Origin of the sequence: Qipengyuania sp. HL-TH1, from assembly GCF_036365825.1 — a bacterium.
Taxonomy (GTDB): Bacteria; Pseudomonadota; Alphaproteobacteria; order Sphingomonadales; family Sphingomonadaceae; genus Qipengyuania; species Qipengyuania profunda.
This window is the reverse complement of record NZ_CP142675.1, coordinates 158,557-180,787: the sequence shown is the minus strand read 5'-3', so window position 1 is coordinate 180,787 and position 22,231 is coordinate 158,557. Positions and strand designations below refer to the sequence as shown.

The following is a 22,231-nucleotide window of genomic DNA, read 5'->3' as shown; positions in this document are numbered from 1 at the left end:
CTCCGCGCGCAATCCGGGCCGTAGCGAAGGCACGCGGCCATCCGCTGCGCGGCATACACGAAACGCTCGCCGGGTACCCGCCGAGCAGCGCCGTCCGGGCCCGCACCCGCGGCGCGATTGTCGCCTGATCCAGTTTCAAGGAGACCAGCCATGACCGCCCCCCGCATGTCTGTCGTCATGCCCGTCTACAATGTCGAGGCCTATATCGCAGAAGCCATTGAGTCGGTCCTCGACCAGACCTTCGAGGACTTCGAACTGATCGTCGTCGACGATGGCGGCCAAGATGGATCGATGGATCTCGCGCGCAGCTTCGACGATCCGCGTATCCGCATCGTTTCGCAGGAAAATCGCGGCCTCGCCGGCGCGCGCAATACCGGGATCGCCGAAGCGCAGGCGCCCTATATCGCGCTGCTCGATCCCGATGACCGCTGGCACGAGGACAAGCTGAAGCTGCACTTCGACCACCTGCAGGCGAACCCGCATATCGGGGTGAGCTATGCCGGCTCGCGGATGATCGACGAGCACGGCGCGGTCATCTCGGCCGCGATGCGGCCCAAGCTGACCGATGTCGCCGCTGGCGACATTCTGTGCCGCAATCCGATCGGCAATTGCAGCGCGCCGGTTCTGCGCCGGACAGCACTCGACCGCGCGGCATTTCCGCACCCGCAGGAGCGGACCCGGACCTGCTGGTTCGACGAAAGCTTCCGCCAGTCGGAAGATATCGAGTTATGGGTGCGCCTCGCCTCGCTGCATGAGGTCAGCTTCGAAGGCATCGAAGGGTTGCTGACCGATTGCCGGATCATTGGCCGCGCGCTTTCCGCCAATGTCGTCAAGCAGTACCTTAGCTGGTCGCGCATGCTCGACATCGCGCGTGACAATGCGCCCGAACTGGTGGCGGAACACGGCGACGCGGCCCGCGCTTACCAGCTGCGCTACCTTGCGCGCCGGTCGGTCCAGCTCGGCAATGCAGATCTGGCCAACGATCTGATCAGCCGCGCCGCCAGCCTCGCCCCGCGGATATTTCTCGAGGAGCCGGTCAAATCGACGGTGACCTGGGGCGCCATCAAGCTGGCCCGGCTGACCGGCCCCGAACGTTTCCGCCGCCTCGCGCGCCCCTATCTCAAGGCGACGGCATGATCCGGATTACCCATCTCCTTGACGATGTCGACATAGGCGTGGTCACCCGCGCGCTATCGCTGTTCGACGACCCGCGCATGACGCGCGAGGCCGAGTCGCGGGCGATCCGCATGGGCCGCGGACCGGCCGGCGCCGTGCGGCTCGATAGCGAGCTTATTGTCATCCATGTGCCGCCCTCATGGGGCCGGCTGCCGTATCTGGCGGCGCTCAGGCTCAAGAACCCGCATGCCCGGATCGTCCAAGTCGATTATTCCCACACTCGCGCTTTCGAAGCGGAGGCGGTGTCCTCCCCGGGGCGGTTCCGCACGCTGCTGCAGACTGCCGCACGGCCGGTCGATGAAGTGATTGCCATGTCGGGCGCGCAGCGCCGGTGGCTTGCCGAGGCAGGCGTTCCTTCTAGAAAGCTGCACACGATCCATCCGTGGAGCGGCCGCGACGATCTGTACAAGGTCCCCGATCTCGAGCCGCGCGGCGGCCCGCTTCGCCTGCTCGCCTATGGGCGGCTGGCCCCGGAGAAGAACTTCGCCGCACTGATCGAAGCCATGGGCTCTTTCCGTGCCGACGAGGTCACGCTGACGCTGGCCGGTTCGGGCCCCGAAGTGAAACGGCTGGTGGAACTCGCCAGTGAGCGTGACAACGTTCGGCTGCTGCCTGCCACCAATGCGATCGACGCTCGGCTTGCGGCCTGTTCCGCGGTGGTCGTTCCGTCGCGCTACGAAGCCTTCGGCCTGGTCGCGACCGAAGCCCGCATGGCGGGCCGCCCGGTGCTGGTCGCCGATATCGACGGCCTGCCCGAACAGGTTCGCAGCGGCGGCGGGGTTGCCGCACCAATGCGCAATGCCGCCGAGATCGCCTGCGCGATCATCCGGCTGAAAGGTGCGGACTTGCCGACGATGGGCCGGGCCGCACGCGCCGGGGTCATCCAGCAGCACGATGAAATCATCACGGGTTGGCAGGCGGTTTTACGCCGTGCCGAACCCCTCCGAAAGAAAGCCGGTGTGCAACCGGCCATGGCTGCCGGCGCCTGAATTGCGACCCCAGGTGCCGCAGGGCCGCCTCGTTCCCTCCGCTATGCGGATGGGGGCGGGGCGGTTTCCCTTTGGGGGCGACGCAAAAGGCCAAGCGCGGCGCGCACCCGGCTGGAATCGGCGCGGGGCTCATCGAACAAGGGTGGCCTGGAACCGGAACCCCGCGCCGATCGCGGCAATCAACTGATAATCTGACTGTGTCTCCGGCAGGCTGCAATTTCGGGCGGTTGGCACGAAGCGCGTTTTGCAATCTGCGGTGCATGCCTCTCGCATTTTGCAAAGCTTGAGGTGCGGAATGCGATCAGTCGCCGAGGCGCCGCCATTAAGCCTATGATTCGCAATCATTTTAGACTTTGGCACGGGTCGTGAAAAGCAAAGTCCCGAACACTTCGAATGGGGACAACACATGCTTTTTCTAGTTCTCGCAAACGCAGCAGCTCTGGCAGGCGCGCAGGCATCCGACACCGGCCGCCCGCAGAGCGCTCCGATGTCCTTCGAGCGCGATGCCAACCACAACCGCGTCATCATCTCGGGCTCCGCCTCACAGGGTAGCAGGCTGATGGCCAATCCCGCTCGGCGGCATCGCCAGGATAGCCGCGCGATTGCGATCGCCAACATGGTCAACGTCACGGTTCACGGCAGTAACAACACGGTTGTCGTGAACGCGCGTCAAGCCAGCTCGGGCAATCAGAAGGCCGTTGTCGCGGCCAGCCCTGCCTCGCTCGGACAGGGAGGGTAAGGTTATGATCGGGGGAAAGAAACTCGTTCATCGGGCTATCGCTCTGGCAGCGACCGGCCTGACCCTGGGGGGATGCGCAAGCTTTGCCGACACGCCGCCCCAGCGGATCACGCCCCTCAGCGGCGCGCGCGTTACCGATGGGGACACCGCCTATTCGGGCATTCTGCGCTGCATGGCTTCGCACACAAGCGCCATCGCACAGCCGCGGATCGCAGTGGGCGAAGTTGCCGATTACACCGGGCGGCTTGACGGGCTGAACGGCTCGGTCGCTCCCCAAGGGGCAGCGCTCATGGTGATTTCCGCGCTGGCCAAGGCAGGCTTCCCGCTTGCCGAGAGACTGGATCTGCGGATTGCCTTGCAGGAACTCGATTACGCCAACAGCAAGCTGCTCGGCCCGGACGGCCAGCCGACCGACGACTATCGCCGGATTTATTCGGGGTCAATCGCGGAAGCCGATCTGATTGTCCTGGGCGGCATCACCGAACTGGATTTCAATATTCGCAGCGACGTGGCCGAAGCCTCGATCGGGCCGGTGGGCGGCGGAGCCCGTTCCTATGTCATGTCGGTCGGTGTGGACCTCCGCCTGATCGATGCGCGCAGCCTGCGGGTCGTCAACGTCGCCAGCCTGCAAAAGCAAATCCGCGGCCGCGAAATCCGCGCCGGAATCTTCGAATTCATCGGCAATACCACCCTGGATCTCGGCGTCGGACGCCGCCGCCAGGAGCCGGTGCATGGAGCGATCAGGGCGATCATCGAAAAGGCGGTGATTGACCTGATGCGCGAACAAAGGGGCGCCGACGCGCCCCGCTGTCCAACCAACGTTCAATCGGTGAGCTACGCCGTAGAACAAGCGGCGAGCCCGCAAACTCAATTTGAAGGAGACTGAAAATGACGAAGTTTTACCTGATGACTACGGCGGGCCTGCTCGCCATGGCCGCAGCCCCTGCAACCGCACAAGTCTCGCTGCCGACCGAACCCGACCCGCTGGTTGCAGTCGATGTCGATCTTTCGACGGGCGCGCTCCTCGGTGACCAGTCGGTTCTCGATGCCGTCGTCGAAGTTGGCGGCGGCGAGCTGCTCGACGTCTATCTCGGCCTGCTCGAAGGCTCGACCGGCGGGACCAACTTCCAGCTGCTCGACGGATCGATCCTGACTGCCCTCGAGACGCTTGGCGGCCCGGAACTGGTCAGCGCGTTCGAAAGTCTCGTCGGCACCACGGCCCGGACCGCCGATTATGTCACGGACCAGTCCAATTCCGCCACTCAGGATTCAATCCTCAGCGCTACGGCAAACTCGGTTGCCAGCGTGAATGCAACCGCGGCGAGCATCGGCAACAGCTATGCGCTCGATGCGGCTGCGAATGTCGTGGCGGATCTGGCCCAGATCAACCAAGGCTACGGCACCAGTTCGGTTGCGACCGTCTATAACGCCGTCAGCGAAGTGACCGACACCGCCGCTTCGATCGGGAACACCGGATCGTTCAACGCCGACGGCGCGCTCCTCGACCTGGCGATCGATCAGAACAATCTTGGCGGTCAGACTTCGAATCTGGTTACCATCCAGAACATGGTCGCCGAGGCCACGAGCACGGCAGCATCGATCGGCAATTCCCTGGCCGTGGAAATGCCCGGCGGCAGCAAGCTGACCGCAACCCAGAGCAATTCCGGCACGATGATCGCCGATCTGACGGGCATGATAGCATCCACCGTCGATTACACCGCGACTGCGGCGTCGATCGGCAACAGCTACGCCCTGACCAGCCTCGACAGCGGTATTGCCGGCAATGTTTCCAGCTCCCTGAACCAGTGGAACGGTGCCGGTCAGATCGCCAAGGTCACTGCCAACATTGCGGCCAGCACGAACGCCGCCGCGACCGCGGCCGCTATCGGCAACAGTGTCAGCATCAACGTCGAATAGCTTCCCCCCGGGTGGTCCGCACTGCAAGCGCAGTGCGGGCCACCAAATCTTTCGGATTACCCGGTCAGCCAAGAGGCTGTCATGCACTCGGCGCCCGCCAAAGCGCAAAGCGCCGCGAGGATCAAGCGATGTGCTGCATCGCGAACCCTCCAGAACAGCCAGATCGCCAAAACATCGTTGCAATATGCGAGAGTGACTTTTGCAAATTGCAAGGGAATGCTGCATATTACGGCAATCATGACGCCGTCATCGCCCGATACGCCTGTCCTCATTCCGGCACAGCCTTTGCATCGATGCACTCACATCGCAGCACAGCATTCGGAGATTACGGTGAAAGGCATTATCTTTTCGGAACTGGTCGGTTTTCTCGATCGCGCCGGCGGGCCGGAACTCGCCGAGAAGGTGTTGGCCGATGCCGGCCTCCCGCATGGCGGTGCCTATACCCGCGTCGGCCAATATCCGTGGCAGGAAGCCGTCCGCGTGGTCGAAGCCGCCTCGCGCGAGACGGGGGCCGAATTTGCCGATCTGTGCCACCAGTTCGGCGCCTTTCTCTTCGAGCGTTTCACCGTGCTCTATGGCGATATCGTCGGCCGCTATGCCAGCGCAGAGGAACTGCTGTCGCATGTCGGGGATCACATCCACGAAGAGGTCAGGATCCTCTATCCCGATGCGCAGCCGCCGCAGGTTACCGTCCATGACGAAGGCGACGTATTGCGCGTGGAATATGCCTCGCACCGCCCCTTTGCGCATATCGCCCATGGGCTGGTGGCCGGCGCAATGAACCATTTCGGCGACCACCGCGCGCTCAACTGGGTGGGCGCAAATGACGATGGCTCGCGCGCCGAATTCGCACTGACGGGATAATTATGTCGAAACCCGCCATTCTGATCATCGAGGACAGCGCCTCGCTCGCCCTCGGCTTTGCCGCCCAATTGGAAGAGGCGGGGTACGAAGTGGCGCTTGCCGCCACACTTGCCGAAGCGCGCGATGCGCTGGCGAACACGCGGTTTTCGGCTGCACTGCTCGATCTGCAACTGCCCGACGGGGATGGTCTCTCGCTGCTCGAGCAACGCGACGAGACGTCACCCGCCTTTGTCGTCATCACTGCCGATGGTTCGCTGTCGCGCGCGATCGCCGCCATGCGGCTCGGCGCCTTCGATTTCCTCGTCAAGCCGGTTGCGGGGACCCGCCTGCTGGCGACGATCCGGGCCGCGGTCGAACAATCGAAAACCGCACCGGCAAAGGCCGTCATCAAGCCGGTCGAGGACGGCACACGCTTCCATGGCTTTATCGGCCAGTCGCCCGTCATGCGCGCCGTGTTCCGCACGATCGAACAGGTCGCCGATTCGCGCGCGAGCGTCTTCGTCACCGGCGAAAGCGGGACGGGCAAGGAAGTGACCGCCGAGGCGCTGCACGCGGAATCGCGCCGCCGGAACAAGGCTTTCGTCGCGATCAATTGCGGTGCCATTCCCGAAAACCTGCTCGAGAGCGAGCTGTTCGGCCATGTCAAAGGCGCCTTCACCGGAGCGATCGAGAACCGGATCGGCGCGGCCAAGGCTGCGGATGGCGGAACGCTGTTCCTCGACGAGATTTGCGAGATGGAGCTCAAGCTCCAGGTCAAATTGCTACGGTTCATCCAGACGGGGATGATCCAGCGGGTCGGATCGGCCCAAGCCGAACCCGTCGATGTGCGCATAGTCTGCGCCACCAATCGCGATCCCTTGCGCGAAGTCGCCGAGGGGCGCTTTCGCGAAGACCTGCTCTATCGCCTCAATGTCATCCCGATCCACCTGCCTCCGCTCCGAGATCGCGGCGACGACATCGTCCTACTGGCCGACCGGCTGACCGAATCGATCGCGCAGGAAGAACGCCGCCCCGGGCTCCAGCTCAGCGCGGCGAGCCGGGCGAAAATCCGCGCCCATTCCTGGCCGGGCAATGTGCGCGAGCTGCAGAACGCCCTGCGGCGGTCGGTGGTGATCGGCGAAGGCGATCAGATCGAGATCTCGATTCCCAGCGGCCCGGCTGCGATGCCCGAAACCTTGCCGCCCCCCTCGTTCAAGCCTGCCTTTACCGAGCCTTCGGGCACGCCCGCGCCGTCACCCGTCATCCCGCACACCGAACTGGCCTTCGAGGGCATGACCCTGGCCCAGATCGAGCACCTCGCGATCGAGGCGGCACTCAAGCGACACGGCGGCAATGTCACCCGCGCCGCCAAGGAATTGGCGGTCAACCCGTCGACGATCTACCGGAAACTGGAAAAGCAGCGCGTCCAATCCGGCTAGGCGCATCGCCTGATCCCCGCGTCAGGGTGGTGAGGCGCTGGCGATCATATCCATGATATTGCGCGCCGCCTCGCGCTCGGCCGGGTCCTCGAACGCGACATCCAGATCGGGAGCGGCGTCGAGCATGTAGAGTAGCGTCCACAGCGCAAAGCGTCGGCCGCTGTCGCGCTCGAGCCCGAAATCGACGCGCATGCGATCGATCCCGGCGGGCAATGCGACCGGGTCGACCTTGGCCAGATCGGGTGTTCCGAAATAGCGCTGCAACAGATCCTGCATCTCCATTTTCCCGCGCTAGCGCACCGGGCGCGGGCTGCATACTCTCCGCCCCCTATTTCCTTTGGGCACAGCGCAATTGGCTGTTAAGGGGCCGCGCATGCTTACCATCGACGGTGTCACAGTGCGGCTTGGCGGCCGGACCATTCTCGAACGCGCCAGTGCGACGGTGCCGGTCGGCGCACGCGTCGGGCTGATCGGCCGCAATGGCGCGGGCAAGTCGACGCTGATGAAGGCGCTGATCGGCGAGATCGAACCCGATGACGGGGACATCACCAAACCGTCGCGCGCGCGGATCGGCTATATCGCGCAGGAAGCGCCCAGCGGCACGATGACACCCGAGGAAGTCGTGCTGGCGTCGGCCACCGAACGCGCCGAACTGCTGGCCGAGCTGGAAACCTGCACCGACATGGACCGGATGGGCGATGTGCATGACCGCCTGCTGGCGATCGATGCCTACAGCGCGCCTGCCCGCGCGGCCAAGATCCTCAACGGTCTGGGCTTCGACGAAGAGATGCAGCAGCGCCCGGTCGAAAGCTTTTCCGGCGGGTGGAAGATGCGCATCGCGCTGGGCGCGCTGCTGTTTTCCGAGCCGGAAATCCTGCTGCTCGACGAACCGTCGAACCACCTTGATCTGGAAGCGACGCTGTGGCTCGAGAATTTCCTCCGCTCCTATCCCGCGACTTTGGTGGTCATCAGCCATGAGCGCGACCTGCTGAACAAGGTGGTCGATCACATCCTGCACCTGCAGGGCGGCCAGCTGACGCTGTATTCGGGTGGCTACGATGCGTTCGAGAAGCAGCGCGCCGAACGCGCCGCGCAACTGGCGGCGGCAAAGGCCTCACAGGATGCGCAGCGCGCCCGGCTGCAGGATTACGTCGCCCGCAACAGCGCGCGTGCCTCCACCGCCAAGCAGGCGCAATCGCGCGCCAAGATGCTGGCGCGGATGCAGCCGATCGCGGCGCTGATGGAAGACCCCTCGCTGAGCTTCGACTTTCCCGATCCCGAAGAGCTGCGTTCGCCGATGATCACGCTCGAGCAGGCGGCAGTGGGCTATGGCGAAGCGCCGCCCATCCTGCGGCGGCTCAATTTCCGCATCGAGGCGGACGACCGGATCGCGCTGCTTGGCCGCAACGGCAATGGCAAGACGACGCTGGCGCGGCTCCTCGCATCGCAACTTGCGCCCGCAGAGGGCGAGGTCAGCGCGCCCGGGCGGCTGAAAGTGGGCTATTTCACGCAGTATCAGGTCGAGGAACTGGCCGGCGAAGACACGCCGCTCGACCTCATGAACCGCGCGATGGAAGGCGCGGCGCAGGGCGCAGTACGCGCGCAGTTGGGCCGCTTCGGCTTTTCAGGTTCGCGCGCGCAGACCCGCGTGGACAAATTGTCCGGCGGGGAACGGGCGCGGCTGGCACTGGCGCTGATCACGCGCGATGCGCCGCACCTCCTGATCCTCGACGAACCGACCAACCATCTCGATGTCGATGCGCGCGAGGCGCTGATCCAGGCGCTCAACGACTATTCCGGCGCGGTCATCCTGATCAGCCATGATCGCCACATGGTCGAACTGACCGCCGACCGGCTGGTGCTGGTCGATGAAGGCACGGCGCGCGAATATGCCGGCAGCATGCAGGATTACATCGACTTCGTCCTCGGCCGCAAACCGAAGGAAAACCGGCGCGGCGGGGCAGGCAAGAAACGCGGGTCCAATAGCGCGGACACGGCGGCGCAGGCCCGCTCGGCCAAGGCGGACCTGACCAAGTCGGAAGAGGCGATGGCGCGGCTCACCGCCGAGTTGGAAAAGCTCGACCGGCTGATCCTCGACCACACGCAGGACGGCGCGAAGATGCAGGACCTGCTCACCGCTCGCGCCGAGGCCGCCGATACGCTGGCCGCGACCGAGGAGAAATGGCTGGCCGCCGGTGCCGCGCTAGAGGCTGCGGAACGCGGTTAGGTTGCCGTTGCGGTCCCGACAACAGTCTCTCAGCCCTCTTCGCTACCGCTGAGCAGCCCGCTCAGACGGCCCAGGGGCCCGTGATCGCCAGCGTGCGGGTGGGCGAATAGGCGTTGACGAAGAACCATTTGCCGTCGGGCGAGAAACACCCGCCAGCTAGTTCGGTCTGCATCCGCAGGCTGCCGAACGTATAGGCCCGGCCATCGGGCGTGATGCCGCGCAAATGGTTGTCCACGACATCGGTATACTGGTCTTCGCAGACGATCAGGTGGCCATTGGGGCCGACGGTGAGGTTGTCGCCATAATTGAGCTGGTCCTCGCTCTCGCTCTCGAAGAACAGTTCGATCATGTCATGGCTTCCGCCCCGCCCCGGGACGAGCTTGAAGATCTGGCCGAGCTTGCGCTGCCCGCCATTGGTCGAGCAGATGAACAGTTCATCCATGCCCATGTGGATACCCTCGCCCCGGGCGATCAGCGCGGCGCCGCGCGCGGCCGAGCGGTGGCGCAAATCATCCGCGGGCGCTTCGACATCGTCGCAATCGATCCAGCGCACCGGATAGCTCGCACCGACGGGCATATCGGGCGCCGACCAATTGCGCGTATCCGCAAGGCCATCGACAACCATGGCCTGCAGCTGTCCGCCGTCGTGCAGACGTCCGGGCGTCTTGGGAACAAACCGATAAAGCACGCTGTCGCCGCGATCCTCGGTCAGGTAGATGACACCTGTTGCCGGATCGACGCAGGCGGCTTCGTGGTTGAACCGGCCCATCGCCTTCAGCGGCACCGCGTCAACCAGCCCCGTCGCAGCTGCCGGGACTTCGAACACCCAGCCATGATCGAGCGCGAGCCCGTCGCCATAGCGCTGTCCCGGGCCGGTCGGCGCTTCCTCGCAGGTCAGCCAGCTGCCCCATGGGGTAATGCCCCCCGAACAATTGCGGATCGTGCCCGCCAGCGTGCGGAATTCGCGCTTCACTTCGAGCGTGCGCGCATCGAGCACCAGATTGGTCGTGCCGCCGGGAACGATCGATCCGTTGCGCGAGCCATAGCCATGGACGAGCGGGCCGCCCGCATCATCACCCGGGACGAGTTCATGGTTGCGGATAAGGACGATCTCATCGCCGCCAAGCGGCAGGCAGCCCATGCCATCCGCCTTGTCGGGTACCGCCCCGCCATCGGCCATGGCATCGCCCAGGCTCGACAGCAGCCGGTAGGTAAACCCGCGGGGCAGGTCGAGCATTCCCGCCGGATCGGGTACCAGCGGTCCGTAATCTGCAAAAGCGGCGGGTGCCGTCATCGCCGAGCCGGTCCGGCCCGCGCACCCGTTCAGCAGCAATCCGCTGAAGGCCGCGCCGGTCGCGCCCATGAATCCTCGACGATTGATCTGCACTTCGCTTCTCCTCGCAAGCCCCGGGCAACACGCTGCGCTGGTGCGGAGCCCGTGCCCGGCCCCATATGCTGGATTAGCGACAGTTCGGTGGCAAGCGTCTTGAGACCGGCATTTCGCCGACCCCAAGACGCCCGCCCCTCCCCGAGGTCAAGCGATCAGAACTCGCCCGCCACGCCGACCCGCGCCGCGGTATTCTTGCCGCCGCTGTAGGAAACGCCCATCGTGACCGCGAGCGGCGTGTCCGAATTGACCCGCGCCGCCACCGATGCGCCCAGACCCAGCTCTCCGCGATAGACCGAGGCGTTGGCCGCATAGCTGACCCGGCCGACTTCGGACGGCATCGGCGCCGGGGTCAGCGCCACCGCTGCGGCGATCCCGCGGTTGGTCTCGCGCCGCTCGACGGCGGCCAGGTCGAACAGCGTATCGACCCGCCCTTCGAGCGAACCGATCCGCCCGGCCGCGCTTTGCAGCAAGCCGATATCGAGCGTGCTGACGCCCAAATTGCCCGCGGCATCGGTGGTCACCAGCGACACCGGCCCGGACTGGCGGGCAGCGCTTTCGGCCGAATTCAGCCCGGCGAAAGTATAGGTACTGTCGCTGCCGCCCAGGGCCACCTGTCCGTCCATCGTCGCAATCGCGCCATTGCCGATCGCGACCGCGCCCGCGCCATTGGCGGAGGCTGCGTTGCCCAGCGCGATCGCGCCATTGCCCACCGCGCTGTTCAGATTGCCGATGGCAACCGCGCCGGTGCCGGTCGCGGTGTTATCCGCGCCCAGCGCCACTGCGCCGGTCCCCGTCGCCACATTGGGATCGCCGATGGCCACGGCGCCATTGCCCGACGCGATATTGCCCGCCCCGATCGAGACCGCCTGGCCGTCGATGGCCTGGGCATTCGACCCGATCGCCACCGAGCGGTCGCCGCTGGCGAGGCTGCCGGACCCATGGCAAGCGCATCGGTGCCGGTGGCGGACGCCGCCGGGCCGGTGCTGTTGGTGTCGAAGAACGCCAGCTCGGCACTGTTCGCCTCGGCGCGGGCCAGGGCGGTATTGGCATCGGACTGTGCCTGCTGCGCCTCGGAGCGCGCCAGATTGGCGGTTGCCTGCGCATCGACCGCATTCTCGAAGGCGGCATCGGCCCGCGCCTGGGCCGCTGTCGCACCCGAACCCGCTTCGTCGGCAGCCCGCTGGGCCGCGCGGGCTTCGGCGCGCGCCGTGTCGGCGATGCTCTGCGCGGTGGCCGCATTGTCGAAAGCGGCATCGGCGCGATCCTGCGCGGTTGCCGCTTCGGCGCGGGCGGTGTCGGCCGTGGTCTGCGCCGTCGCGGCATTGGCCAGGGCGGTGTTTGCAGTCCCCTGCGCGGTCGCCGCATTGGCCAGCGCTGTATCCGCCGTCCCTTGCGCGGTAGCGGCATTGGTGAGCGCCGTATCGGCGGTCGTCTGCGCTGTCGCGGCACTCGTCACCGCACTGTCGGCAGTCGCCTGCGCCGTTTCAGCAGTCGTTTGGGCGGTCGCCGCATCGGCAAGCGCCGTATTCCCCGTGGCTTGGGCCGAAGCGGCAGCGGTCACCGCGCTGTCGGCGGTCGCCTGCGCCGCTTCCGCCGCAGTCTGCGCGGTGGCGGCATCCGCGAGCGCGGCATCCCCGGTAGCCTGGGCAGCCGCCGCATTGGTCACTGCGGTATTGGCCGTCGTCTGTGCCGCGGCGGCCGCTGTCGCCACGCTGTCGAGCTGGCCCTTGTTGACCGCATCGGTCGCCTGCGTTCCGGCGGCAAGGTTGACGATCTGCCGCTCGCTGCCGGTGCTTCCGACAGAGACCGTATCGGCCCGGTCGGCGACCGAGCCCGTGCCCAGCGCAACCGCATCGGCCGCACTGGCCTGCGCGCGCGCACCCACGGCAATGGCACTGGTAAAATCGGCCAGCGCATCATTCCCGATTGCGATGGCATCGGTGGCCGACGCCAACGCGCCGACAAAATCGCTGGCGGTACCATCGCTCCCGATGGCGATCGAGCGGTCACCGCTCGCTGTCGCAAAGGTGCCGGTGGCGGTGCTGTTCATGCCACTGGCCGTGCTGTTCGACCCGGTCGCCGTGGTGTCGTCGCCCGCCGCATAACTGTTCGCCCCGGTCGCAGTGCTTCGCTCACCGTTGGCGAAGCTGTTCGACCCGGTCGCCGTGGCGTCTTCGCCCGCCGCATAACTGTCCGCGCCGGTCGCAGTGCTGGCTACGCCAGACGCCGTGCTATTACTCCCGGTCGCAGTGCTTACCAAGCCGGTGGCTTCGCTGTTCCCCCCGGTGGCGGTGGTACCCAAATTACTTGCAACGCTCCTAACACCTGTGGCGGTGGAGTCTGTACCATTGGCGGTAGCGAGAGCGCCCGTCGCTGTGCTGAGCAAGCCCGTAGCGGCGCTCTGCCCTCCCGTAGCGGTGCTGCCCCCGCCGGCCGCCCTAGCGTCAAAGCCGCAGGCCAGGTTCGTCAAGCCATCGGCTGATGCGTCGCCGTCATCGTCGGTCGCCGTATCGATGGTGCCATTGTCGTTCCTGTCGAGAAAACAGGTTTCGGCCATGGCCGGACTGGAGATGGCGATCGCGCCGACGCTGGTCGCGACGAACAGGCTGCGCCGAAGCGCCTTTGTTGAAATAGACATGAATTTTCCCCTCCGAAATAGTCAAGCAATCGGTCGGCAGCGGCTGGGACCGCTTCCGGGCATGGACAAGCGCTTGGGAACGCACCTCGTCGCCGCGCCAGTTGGCCGGCGGTGACGGTGACATTGGTGCAGGCGGGGCTGCCTGTTGCCGGGGCCCGCAGTCCCGGCGCGCTACGCGAACCGGCACCGGCTGGCACACGCAACGACGGCGCCGACCAACAGCGCGGCGCGCAGTTTCTGCCCCCTCGTTTACGTCATCTTCCCCAATCCCCGAAACCTTTGAAAACAGGGCCAAGCGGCTAAATAGTGCGGTGCGAATTCAGCAATTTCGGACCATTTGAGGCAAGAGGGATTCCGGTGAATGGCAAGCATGGCATCTGAATGGAGTGAAAACCTGATCGAGCTCGAAGGGGGGCCTCGGCGGTTCGGCAGCGAGGTGGACATCTGGCAGCTTGCCGAATTGCCCGAATATCTCGATCCGCCGTGTTGGGCGGTTATTGCCGCGCGGCTGCTGCTGTCGCTTCCGTTCGAGGAAGCGGTTCCGCAGGTCCTCGAATATATCGGCGAGGCCGCCAGGGCCGATCGGACGTGGGTGATGCGGTTCAATGACGATGTCACGCTGCTGCGCAATTCGAACGAATGGTGCCGCGATGGTGTGTCGTCCCATGTGGCGGATCTGCAGAATGTGCCGGTCACCATGATGGGGGAGATCCTCGCCCCGCTGCGCGAGGGGCGCAGTGTCGCGATCAATGATGTCGCGATGCTGCCGCGCAGCCTGCGCAGCCTGCAGGTCGAATTCAGGCACCAGCAGATCCAGAGCACGCTGACCGTCCCGGTCCATAATGATGACGGGCGGCTGATCGCGTGTATCGGGCTCGATGCCGCGCGCAGCCGGCGTCGCTGGACGATCGACGAGGTCCATGCGCTGATCCAGATCGCCGCATTGATGGGCGTGGCGAACACCGAAGGCGCCCCCAGACGCAAGCCGAAGGACGAGGAATTCTCGGTTCCGATCTATCTCAAATCGGGCAGGTCGGCCCGCGGCGTTCCGGTTGCGTCGATCGCCTCCGTTCGCGCCGACCGGGACGGGTCGCTGGTCGGCCTGCGGGACGGTGCGCAGCTGACCGACGACCGCCCGCTGCGCTGGTGGCAGTCGGTCCTGCCCGACCAGGATTTCCTGCGAGTCCATCGTTCGGCGCTCGTGAATATCCGGCTGGTCGACCTCCTGCGGCGGCGCGCGGGTGGTCAGGATCTGGAATTGCTCGTCAAGGGCTGCCCCGCGCCGGTCCCGGTCTCCCGCCCCTCGACCGCCGAACTGCGCCGCCGCCTGGGCGCGTGACCAGGAGCGGAAGTAGGAAGTCTAGCAGGCGGATACCCCTCAGAACGAATATTTGGTCGAGACCTGGACCTTCTGGAGATTGCCCGACTGGCCGTCTTCGGTGGTCCGCTCGGCATACATGTACTCGATCCCGATATCGATCGGACGCACGGGCGAGTAGATGAGGTTTGCCAATACGTTCCAGCTTTCGTCGGTGACTGCGCCCGAGGTCAGCAGGACCGGGTTGTCGGCCTTGAAATAGGACCCCGCGACACTCGAACGCAGCTGGTCCGACCATTGGTGGCGAAAGGCGCCAAAGCCCGAATAGGTGAAGATCGGGTCGAGATCGCCATTGGCATCGACCGCGGCATCGTTGACGATGTTGAGGCCGATGTAGCGCCCCAGCCCGTCGCCTGCCGTACCCATGAACCGGAAATCGTCGCGCTCTCCCAGCTGGACCTTGCCCGAGACGCTCAAGCCATAGCCCAGCGCGCTGTCCGAACCCGTCCCGAAATCATCGTCGGTGACACGCAGGTTCCTGAGAATGCCCGCCGCGGTAAGAGAGCCCCAGTCGCCGCTGAAATTGTAGCGCGCCACTATGTCGGGAATGGTGTCGTCGCCGGGCAGCACGCGCGCGCCATTGCTCGCGGTCACGGTTGTTTCGGGCTGCTCCGCCGCCAGCATGAAGCCGCCGGCGGTATAGCGGATCATCGGCTGGCGGACGAACACCGTGCCCGGCGTAGTCCCGATGAAGTCCAAGCTGTCCGGCAGTGCGCCGACATTCTGGAAGGTCGACCATGCCTGGCCGAACAGCCAATTGTCATAAGTGATGAACGCTTGCCGCAGGCGCGGCTGGTAGCTGTTCGAAATCCGCTCATCGCCATCCGGGGTGACCATGAAGTCGAGCTCGATCTGCGAGCCGAGCGTATGCTCGCCCCCGACATCGGTCGCGGTCTTGAACACGAGGCGGCTCTGGCGGGCATTGAAATCGGTGTCCCAGCCCGATGCCTCCCCGCCCACCGGAATGGCGCCGGGGATGAGGAAATCGCGCACGATACTGCTTGAGCCCACCTGCCCGGCACTGGTGCGCTGGGTGATCGCATCGAGCTTCACATAGCCGGCGTAGGAGACCCGCGTGTTGCCGACCCGGAAGCCCTTGCCGTCCTGCTTCTGCGATTCGTCGATCTGCGCCGCGAGTGCTTCCTGGCGCTCATGAAGATCACGGGTTTCGGCCAGCGCCTGCTGCGTCTGGATAACGGTTTCGGCCTGCCGGGCATCCAGTTCGCCGTCCTTGGCGTCGAGCCGCTCGACCAGCTGTGTGACCAGCCGTTCGAGCCGGTCCAGCCGCGCCTCGACATCCTCGTCCTGTGCCGCCACCGGTGCCGCCACAAGGCAGGTCCCGGCAAGAAGTCCTGCGCGGATGAATTTTCCGAATGCGCTGCCACCCATGTTTGCCTCCCTCAGATATTATCAGGGGGATGATGCGCGCATCGGGCCGGACAGATAAATCGGCAGATGGTCGTAAGACCTTGGTCTGACAGCGCGTATGGTGCCGGAACTGCTATCCGGGTCGGCAGACAAGGGAGATAGTCCATGCTCGATGTTGTCCGCCGCCTTGGCAACGCCGAAGCAAGCCGGTGCACGCTCGAACAGTTCGACAGCCTGTATGATCGGTCGATCGAGGACGGCGACGGCTTCTGGCTCGAACAGGCAAAGCGGCTGGACTGGTTCCACGAGCCGTCCAGGGCGGGAGAATGGTCCTACGACCCGGTGGAGATCGCCTGGTTCGCCGATGGGAAACTGAACCTGTGCCACAATGCGGTCGACCGCCATCTGGATCGGCGCGGTGACGATATGGCGATCATCTTCGAACCCGACGACCCGCAAGGCGACGGCCGCACGCTGACCTATCGCCAGGTCCACGCGGAAGTCGTTGCCATGGCCAACGCGCTCAAGGCGATCGGAGTAACACGCGGCGACCGCGTTACCATCTACATGCCGATGATCGTCGAAGGGGTCCTGGCCCTGCTGGCCTGTGCTCGCATCGGCGCGGTCCACTCGGTGGTCTTCGGGGGGTTCTCGCCCGAAGCGCTGGCCGGACGGATCGAAGGGTGTGGCAGCCGCTTCGTGATCACCGCCGACGAAGGCCTGCGCGGCGGCAAGCGCGTACCGCTCAAGGCGAATGTCGATGCAGCGATCGCCGAGCCCGACCACGATACTCCGATCGACGGCATGCTGGTGGTGCGCCATACGGGCGCGGACATTCCGATGACCGCAGGCCGCGATCACTGGTATCACGAGGTCGCCAGCGGTGCCGACTGCCCGTGCGAGCCGATGGATGCCGAAGACCCGCTGTTCATCCTCTATACCTCGGGTTCGACCGGCAAGCCCAAGGGCGTCGTGCACACGAGCGGCGGCTACGGAGTGTGGACCGCGACGACCTTCGCCTATGTCTTCGATTACCGACCCGGCGAAGTGTTCTGGTGCACCGCCGACATCGGCTGGATTACCGGCCACAGCTACATCGCCTACGGCCCGCTGCTGAACGGCGCCACGCAGGTCGTTTTCGAAGGGGTGCCGAGCTATCCGGACCACGGCCGCTTCTGGGAAGTGGTCGACAGGCACAAGGTCAATATTCTCTACACCGCGCCCACCGCCATTCGCGCATTGATGCGCGAGGGCGACGATTTCGTGACCCGCCACGACCGTTCCTCGTTGCGCTTGCTCGGCACGGTGGGCGAGCCGATCAACCCGGAAGCCTGGCGCTGGTACTTCGATGTCGTCGGCAAAAAGCGCTGTTCCATCGTCGATACCTGGTGGCAGACCGAAACCGGCGGCGTGATGATCACCACCCTGCCGTCTGCCCACGACATGAAGCCGGGCAGCGCGGGCAAGCCGTTCTTCGGCGTTCGGCCGCAATTGGTCGACCATGAGGGCGCGGTGCTCGACGGCGCGGCCGAGGGCAATTTGTGCATCACGCATAGCTGGCCCGGCCAGGCGCGCACGGTCTATGGCGATCACGAACGCTTCGAGCAGACCTATTTCAGCACCTACCGCGGCAAATATTTCACCGGAGACGGCTGCCGCCGCGACGAGGACGGCTATTACTGGATCACGGGCCGCGTCGACGACGTCATCAATGTCTCGGGCCACCGCATGGGCACCGCCGAAGTCGAAAGCGCGCTGGTCAGCCATGCCAAGGTCGCAGAGGCCGCGGTGGTCGGATACCCGCACGACATCAAGGGACAGGGCATCTATTGCTACGTCACGCTCAACGCGGGCGAGGCGGGTTCGGACGAACTGCACACCGAGCTGCGCAGCCATGTCCGCACGGAGATCGGCCCGATCGCCTCGCCCGACCATATCCAGTTCTCCGACGGCCTGCCCAAGACGCGTTCGGGCAAGATCATGCGCCGCATCCTGCGCAAGATTGCGGAGAACGATTACGGCTCGCTCGGCGATACATCGACGCTGGCCGACCCAAGCCTGGTTGATCGCCTGATCGAAGGAAGGCAGAACCGCTGATCGAGATGGCAAGTCGCATCATCATCGCCGACGACCACCCCCTGTTCCGCACGGCGCTGAGCCACGCGGTAGCCAAGGTGTGGCCCGGGGCCGAGATCGTCGAAACGTCGAGCGCGACCGAGGCCCGGCGCGAGCTGGAACAGGGCGCCGAAGTCCTGCTGCTGGACCTCCACATGGAGGATTCGAACGGGCTGAGCGCCCTGATGGACTTCCGCCAGGACTTCCCCGCGCTTCCCGTCGCGATCATCTCGGCGAGCGAGGAACCACGCGTGTATGATGCGGCAAGCCAGCTGGGCGCGGCGGCCTTCATTCCCAAGTCGGCTAGCCTCGAACTCATGCGCGAGGCACTGTCATGCGTGCGCGAAGGCGACGACTGGTTTCCCGAAAGCGACGGCACCACCGACGACGACCTCGCCCGGATTGCCAATCTCACGCCCGCGCAGCGCCGGATACTCGGCCAGTTAAGCGAAGGGCTTTTGAACAAACAGATCGCCTATGAACTCGACATCAGCGAGGCGACGGTAAAGGCGCACATCACCGCGATCTTCCGCAAGCTGGGCGTGGTGAACCGTACGCAGGCGGTCCTGCTGGCTGCCAAGCTGGACGTGGCTCAGGACGTAGCGGCCCCGACCTCGGCCTGATTTTCAGGCGTGCTGCGCGCCACGCAATCCGAAAACAGCGCCCGCAGCGCGGCTGGCGATGAGGGTTTCAACAGCCGGTTCGCGCCCATGCGCGCCGCGGCGGCCTCGGTTTCCTCGCTCGCTTCGGCGGTAAGCAGGATCGCCGGCGGGCGGGTGCCCCAAGCGGCACACAGGACCTCGTAAACACCGTCGCCGCGCGCGTCGTCATCGAGGCGAAAATCCACGACAACCACGTCGGGCGCGGTCGGCGCGAGTGCGAGCGCTTCTGCCTCGCCCGAAGCACAGGTTACATCGAGCTGCCAACGGTCGAGCAGCGCGGCGGTCGCGCTGAGAGCAGCCGGATCGTTGTCGACCACGAGGATGCGCGCATTCGCAAGCGTCGACGCCTTGCGACGCCGACGCTCCGGTTCGATGCGGGCGCCCCAGCGCAGAACCGGCAGGCGGACCGAGAAGCTGCTTCCGCGCCCGGGGACCGAGCGCGTCACGACTTCGATCGCGAGCAGCGCAGTGATGCGCCGCACGATGGCGAGGCCCAGGCCAAGACCCTCGCGGTCGGGCGTACGCCCACGCTGGAACTCGCCGAAGAGCCGTTCGACATCCTCCCCGGCAATGCCCGGCCCGGTGTCGAAGACGCACAGCTCGATGTCGGCACCCGCCCGCCGCACGCCGAGTAGCACGTCCCCACTCTCGGTATAGCGGATCGCATTGCTCATCAGGTTGCGCACCACGCTTGCCAGCAGCGCGCGGTCGGTCTGGATCCACGCGCTTGTTGCCACCCGGCGGAACGTGAGCCCCTTGTTCTCCGCCTGCACCGAAAACTCGCGCATAATCTCGTCGAAGACATCGTCGACCGCGACGGGCTCGTACTTCGGCTCAATCCCGCCGCCGTCGAGCTTGGAGATATCGAGCAACGTGCGGATCAACCGGTCCGCCGAGGTGATCGACCCGTCGAGGTCCTTGACCAGTGCTTCGAGCTGTTCGCGGCCCCGCACTTCCTCGCCCAGCGCCGAGGCGAAGAGCCGCGCGGCGTTGAGCGGCTGGATGAGATCGTGGCTGGCCGCGGCAAGGAAGCGGGTTTTCGAACGCGTCGCCGCCTCCAGCTTGGCATTCGCTTCGCTCAGCTGCTGGGTCCGCTCCAGGACTTTCTGTTCAAGCGCCTGCTCGGCGCGGCGGTCGGCAGTGACATCGCTATAGCTGGTGACATAGCCGCCGCCGGGCGCCGGATTGCCGATGATGCGCATGATCCGCCCGTCATGCTGTTCGCGCTCGAGGCGATGCGTGCGACCGGCGCGCATATGCTCGAGCCTGCGGGCGACCTGCAGCTCGATTTCCTCCTCGGGCACCCCGCCCTGTTCGAGATTGTAGCGGATGAGGTCGGCGATAGGCGTGCCCACGCTGGCCATTTCGTCGGGCAGCGAGAACATGTCCTGGTAACGGCTGTTCCAGGCGACGAGGTTCATGTCCAGATCGACGAGCGCGACGCCCTGGTCGATGTTCTCGATGGCAAGCTGCAGCAGGTCGCCGCTGAAGGAGAGCCGGCGGTTGGTCTCGTCGAACATGGCCACGACTTGCTCGAGCGGCACGGGATCCCCTTGCGCCCAGCTCGACATGAGCATGCGCGCCGAAGGGGTGCCGACCACGCCCGCAATCGTGCGCTCGGCCATGGCGAGGATCTGCGGATCGGCCGGATCGCTGTCGCGATAACCTGCGCCGAGCGTCTCGCTCGCCCGCTTCTGGCCGACAAACTGGGCGAGCAGCAGGCGGACGTCGGCGATACGCTTGGCGGTGGTGAAGGCGGGCCGCGCTCCCGGCGCCGCCGTGCCGACGAAGGCCGCCGCCTGCGCGGCATCGACCAGCGTCTCGCGGCCCAGCGCCGAACCGGCCCAGAAGGCCGCCGTATTGGCGCCGAGGCTCACCAACACGCCCGAGACCAGTGGGTCCGGATGAATGAGGAATACCGGCACCTGCCCCGTGGCGGGCGGGAGGATGAGCAGCACCAACCAGCAGGCAAAACCTGCCAGCAAGCCGCAAACCATGCCGACCTTGTTGCCGTTCCGCGTGATCATGCCGAGCACTAGGCCCGGCGCGAACTGCGCCATGGCGGCAAAGGCCAATGTCCCCAGACCGGCAAGGTTCGCCGTGTTGCCGAAGCCGAGATAGACGAGGTAGGCGAAAAACAGCAGCGCGGCGATGACGAGCCGGCGGATCATCAGCAGGCGGGTTGCGAGCCGGGTCCGGTCACCCCGGCCCTTGAGTTCGCGCCGGAACACCAGCGGCGAGACGAGATCGTTGGTGATCATCGTCGAGAGAGCCACGCTGGCGACCACGATCATGCCGGTCGAGGCGGCAAAGCCGCCGATGAAGACGAACAGCGCGAGCACCGCATTCCCGCTTTTGAGCGGCAGTTCCATGACGATCAGGTCGGCGGGCGTGGAAGCGGGAAGCACGGCGATCCCCGCCAGCACGATCGGCACGATGACCAGCGACGTGACCACCAGATAGGCCGGGAAGATCCACTGCATCCGCGGGCCGGCGCGGTCGGTCTGCGCTTCGACAAAGCTCATGTGGAACTGACGCGGAAGGCACAGCGCGGCGCAGGCCGCGATCAATGTGAGCACGGCAAACCGCGCATCGAACTGGCGAGCCGAAAACGGCGAAACCGAAGGCGCAATCACCTCCGGCCGGTCCGCGACGATGGTCAGCGCGAATGCCGCCACCGCCAGCAGTGCAAGGATCTTGACCGCCGATTCCACCGCAATGGTGAGCACCAGTCCGGCATTGTCGCCTGCCCGGCCGACGCGGCGCGAACCGAACAATATGGCGAACAGCGCCATGCTGCCTGCCACCAGCAGCACCAGTTCATTGGCCGAAACCCTGGCCTTGAGCTCAGGATCGAGCGCGAGCAGCGAGGCGCCGACCGATTGCAATTGCAACGCCATGTAGGGAAGCGACCCGATCGTGGCGAAGATGGTCACCAACGCCGCAACGATGGCGCTCTTGCCATAACGCGCGGACAGGAAGTCGGCGATCGAGGTCGAGTGCTGCGCCTTGGCCTGCGCGAGAATGCGCCGCACCAAGCCGAAGCCGAGAGTGAAGACCAGCACCGGGCCGAGATAGATCGGCAGGTAGTGCCAACCCGAACTCGCCGCCGACCCCACACCGCCGAAGAAGGTCCAGCTGGTGCAATAGACTGCAAGGCTGAGCCCGTAGGTCCAGTCGCGCCTGCGCGCGGAGACGACCTGTCCCGCATCGGCCAGCCGGTCCTGCCGCGCGGCGATCCAGAACAGCAGCGCCAGGTAGAGCGTCGCCGCGATGATCGCTGCACCGAACAGCATGGCTGTCTCCCTCCGCGTGCCAGACTATCGCAACTGGCGCTTCATGCAAGAAAG

At 65.6% G+C, this 22,231-nt stretch carries 16 protein-coding genes and 1 pseudogene; 11 read left to right on the top strand and 6 right to left on the bottom strand.

Annotated elements, in window-relative coordinates; genetic code table 11:
- Window positions 1–150: 150 nt before the first annotated feature.
- The 7 genes from VWN43_RS01525 (at window position 151) to VWN43_RS01495 (ending at window position 7,103) form a co-directional block, all read left to right on the top strand.
- On the top strand, window positions 151–1,137 hold the full coding sequence (locus VWN43_RS01525; protein WP_320180939.1) for a glycosyltransferase family 2 protein: 987 nt from the start codon (window positions 151–153) through the stop codon (window positions 1,135–1,137).
- Entirely contained in the window at window positions 1,134–2,165 is a 1,032-nt protein-coding gene (locus tag VWN43_RS01520) for a glycosyltransferase family 4 protein (RefSeq protein ID WP_320180940.1), read from the top strand. Before VWN43_RS01525 ends, VWN43_RS01520 begins: the two co-directional genes overlap by 4 nt.
- 406 nt (window positions 2,166–2,571) lie before the next feature.
- Window positions 2,572–2,904: a hypothetical protein gene (locus VWN43_RS01515; RefSeq protein WP_320180941.1), complete on the top strand. Its 333-nt coding sequence runs from the start codon at window positions 2,572–2,574 to the stop codon at window positions 2,902–2,904.
- A gap of 4 nt (window positions 2,905–2,908) precedes the next feature.
- Window positions 2,909–3,790 carry a CsgG/HfaB family protein gene (locus tag VWN43_RS01510; protein WP_320180942.1) on the top strand — a complete coding sequence of 294 codons (882 nt, stop codon included), beginning with the start codon at window positions 2,909–2,911 and terminating at the stop codon, window positions 3,788–3,790.
- A 2-nt stretch (window positions 3,791–3,792) separates the two neighbouring features.
- Entirely contained in the window at window positions 3,793–4,821 is a 1,029-nt protein-coding gene (locus tag VWN43_RS01505) for a hypothetical protein (RefSeq protein ID WP_320180943.1), read from the top strand.
- Window positions 4,822–5,151: 330 nt separating this feature from the next.
- The gene (locus tag VWN43_RS01500; RefSeq protein ID WP_320180944.1) at window positions 5,152–5,685 is read left to right on the top strand and encodes a heme NO-binding domain-containing protein; all 534 of its coding nucleotides are present in this window, start codon (window positions 5,152–5,154) and stop codon (window positions 5,683–5,685) included.
- A gap of 2 nt (window positions 5,686–5,687) precedes the next feature.
- Window positions 5,688–7,103 carry a sigma-54-dependent transcriptional regulator gene (locus tag VWN43_RS01495; protein ID WP_320180945.1) on the top strand — a complete coding sequence of 472 codons (1,416 nt, stop codon included), beginning with the start codon at window positions 5,688–5,690 and terminating at the stop codon, window positions 7,101–7,103.
- Window positions 7,104–7,124: 21 nt separating this feature from the next.
- On the opposite strand, the gene VWN43_RS01490 is transcribed toward VWN43_RS01495, so the two are convergent.
- Window positions 7,125–7,385, bottom strand: a complete 261-nt coding sequence (locus VWN43_RS01490) for a hypothetical protein (protein ID WP_320180946.1) — start codon at window positions 7,383–7,385, stop codon at window positions 7,125–7,127.
- Window positions 7,386–7,476: 91 nt separating this feature from the next.
- On the opposite strand from VWN43_RS01490, the gene VWN43_RS01485 reads away from it, so the two are divergent.
- Window positions 7,477–9,330, top strand: a complete 1,854-nt coding sequence (locus VWN43_RS01485) for an ABC-F family ATP-binding cassette domain-containing protein (RefSeq protein ID WP_320180947.1) — start codon at window positions 7,477–7,479, stop codon at window positions 9,328–9,330.
- Window positions 9,331–9,391: 61 nt separating this feature from the next.
- Here the strand turns inward: VWN43_RS01485 and VWN43_RS01480 are convergent, their stop codons facing one another.
- The 3 genes and pseudogenes from VWN43_RS01480 to VWN43_RS16315 all read right to left on the bottom strand — a co-directional run.
- Window positions 9,392–10,717 carry an alkaline phosphatase PhoX gene (locus tag VWN43_RS01480; protein WP_320180948.1) on the bottom strand — a complete coding sequence of 442 codons (1,326 nt, stop codon included), beginning with the start codon at window positions 10,715–10,717 and terminating at the stop codon, window positions 9,392–9,394.
- 155 nt (window positions 10,718–10,872) lie between these two features.
- Window positions 10,873–11,520: a hypothetical protein gene (locus VWN43_RS01475; RefSeq protein WP_330767968.1), complete on the bottom strand. Its 648-nt coding sequence runs from the start codon at window positions 11,518–11,520 to the stop codon at window positions 10,873–10,875.
- A 1,037-nt stretch (window positions 11,521–12,557) separates the two neighbouring features.
- Window positions 12,558–13,277 (bottom strand): annotated as a pseudogene (locus VWN43_RS16315) (hypothetical protein); the annotation flags it as partial.
- A 442-nt stretch (window positions 13,278–13,719) separates the two neighbouring features.
- On the opposite strand from VWN43_RS16315, the gene VWN43_RS01465 reads away from it, so the two are divergent.
- Window positions 13,720–14,697: a GAF domain-containing protein gene (locus VWN43_RS01465; protein ID WP_320180951.1), complete on the top strand. Its 978-nt coding sequence runs from the start codon at window positions 13,720–13,722 to the stop codon at window positions 14,695–14,697.
- A 39-nt stretch (window positions 14,698–14,736) separates the two neighbouring features.
- Here the strand turns inward: VWN43_RS01465 and VWN43_RS01460 are convergent, their stop codons facing one another.
- On the bottom strand, window positions 14,737–16,125 hold the full coding sequence (locus VWN43_RS01460) for a DcaP family trimeric outer membrane transporter (protein WP_320180952.1): 1,389 nt from the start codon (window positions 16,123–16,125) through the stop codon (window positions 14,737–14,739).
- A gap of 144 nt (window positions 16,126–16,269) precedes the next feature.
- Between VWN43_RS01460 and acs the strand changes: the two genes are divergently transcribed.
- Together acs and VWN43_RS01450 are read left to right on the top strand one after the other, a co-directional pair.
- Window positions 16,270–18,201: an acetate--CoA ligase gene (gene acs / locus VWN43_RS01455; protein ID WP_320180953.1), complete on the top strand. Its 1,932-nt coding sequence runs from the start codon at window positions 16,270–16,272 to the stop codon at window positions 18,199–18,201.
- A gap of 5 nt (window positions 18,202–18,206) precedes the next feature.
- On the top strand, window positions 18,207–18,842 hold the full coding sequence (locus tag VWN43_RS01450; protein ID WP_253519783.1) for a response regulator transcription factor: 636 nt from the start codon (window positions 18,207–18,209) through the stop codon (window positions 18,840–18,842).
- Here VWN43_RS01450 and VWN43_RS01445 read toward each other — a convergent pair.
- On the bottom strand, window positions 18,812–22,177 hold the full coding sequence (locus VWN43_RS01445; RefSeq protein ID WP_330767967.1) for a PAS-domain containing protein: 3,366 nt from the start codon (window positions 22,175–22,177) through the stop codon (window positions 18,812–18,814). The genes VWN43_RS01450 and VWN43_RS01445 overlap by 31 nt on opposite strands.
- Window positions 22,178–22,231 lie beyond the last annotated feature (54 nt).

What these genes read in the sequence shown, in the direction of transcription:
- VWN43_RS01515 (WP_320180941.1), top strand. Translation starts at nt 2,572, where the DNA reads ATGCTTTTTCTAGTTCTCGCAAACGCAGCAGCTCTGGCAGGCGCGCAG.
- VWN43_RS01490 (WP_320180946.1), bottom strand. Translation starts at nt 7,385, where the DNA reads ATGGAGATGCAGGATCTGTTGCAGCGCTATTTCGGAACACCCGATCTG.
- VWN43_RS01525 (WP_320180939.1), top strand. Translation starts at nt 151, where the DNA reads ATGACCGCCCCCCGCATGTCTGTCGTCATGCCCGTCTACAATGTCGAG.
- VWN43_RS01465 (WP_320180951.1), top strand. Translation starts at nt 13,720, where the DNA reads ATGGCAAGCATGGCATCTGAATGGAGTGAAAACCTGATCGAGCTCGAA.
- VWN43_RS01495 (WP_320180945.1), top strand. Translation starts at nt 5,688, where the DNA reads ATGTCGAAACCCGCCATTCTGATCATCGAGGACAGCGCCTCGCTCGCC.
- VWN43_RS01505 (WP_320180943.1), top strand. Translation starts at nt 3,793, where the DNA reads ATGACGAAGTTTTACCTGATGACTACGGCGGGCCTGCTCGCCATGGCC.
- VWN43_RS01485 (WP_320180947.1), top strand. Translation starts at nt 7,477, where the DNA reads ATGCTTACCATCGACGGTGTCACAGTGCGGCTTGGCGGCCGGACCATT.
- acs (WP_320180953.1), top strand. Translation starts at nt 16,270, where the DNA reads ATGCTCGATGTTGTCCGCCGCCTTGGCAACGCCGAAGCAAGCCGGTGC.
- VWN43_RS01450 (WP_253519783.1), top strand. Translation starts at nt 18,207, where the DNA reads ATGGCAAGTCGCATCATCATCGCCGACGACCACCCCCTGTTCCGCACG.
- VWN43_RS01445 (WP_330767967.1), bottom strand. Translation starts at nt 22,177, where the DNA reads ATGCTGTTCGGTGCAGCGATCATCGCGGCGACGCTCTACCTGGCGCTG.
- VWN43_RS01520 (WP_320180940.1), top strand. Translation starts at nt 1,134, where the DNA reads ATGATCCGGATTACCCATCTCCTTGACGATGTCGACATAGGCGTGGTC.
- VWN43_RS01510 (WP_320180942.1), top strand. Translation starts at nt 2,909, where the DNA reads ATGATCGGGGGAAAGAAACTCGTTCATCGGGCTATCGCTCTGGCAGCG.
- VWN43_RS01460 (WP_320180952.1), bottom strand. Translation starts at nt 16,125, where the DNA reads ATGGGTGGCAGCGCATTCGGAAAATTCATCCGCGCAGGACTTCTTGCC.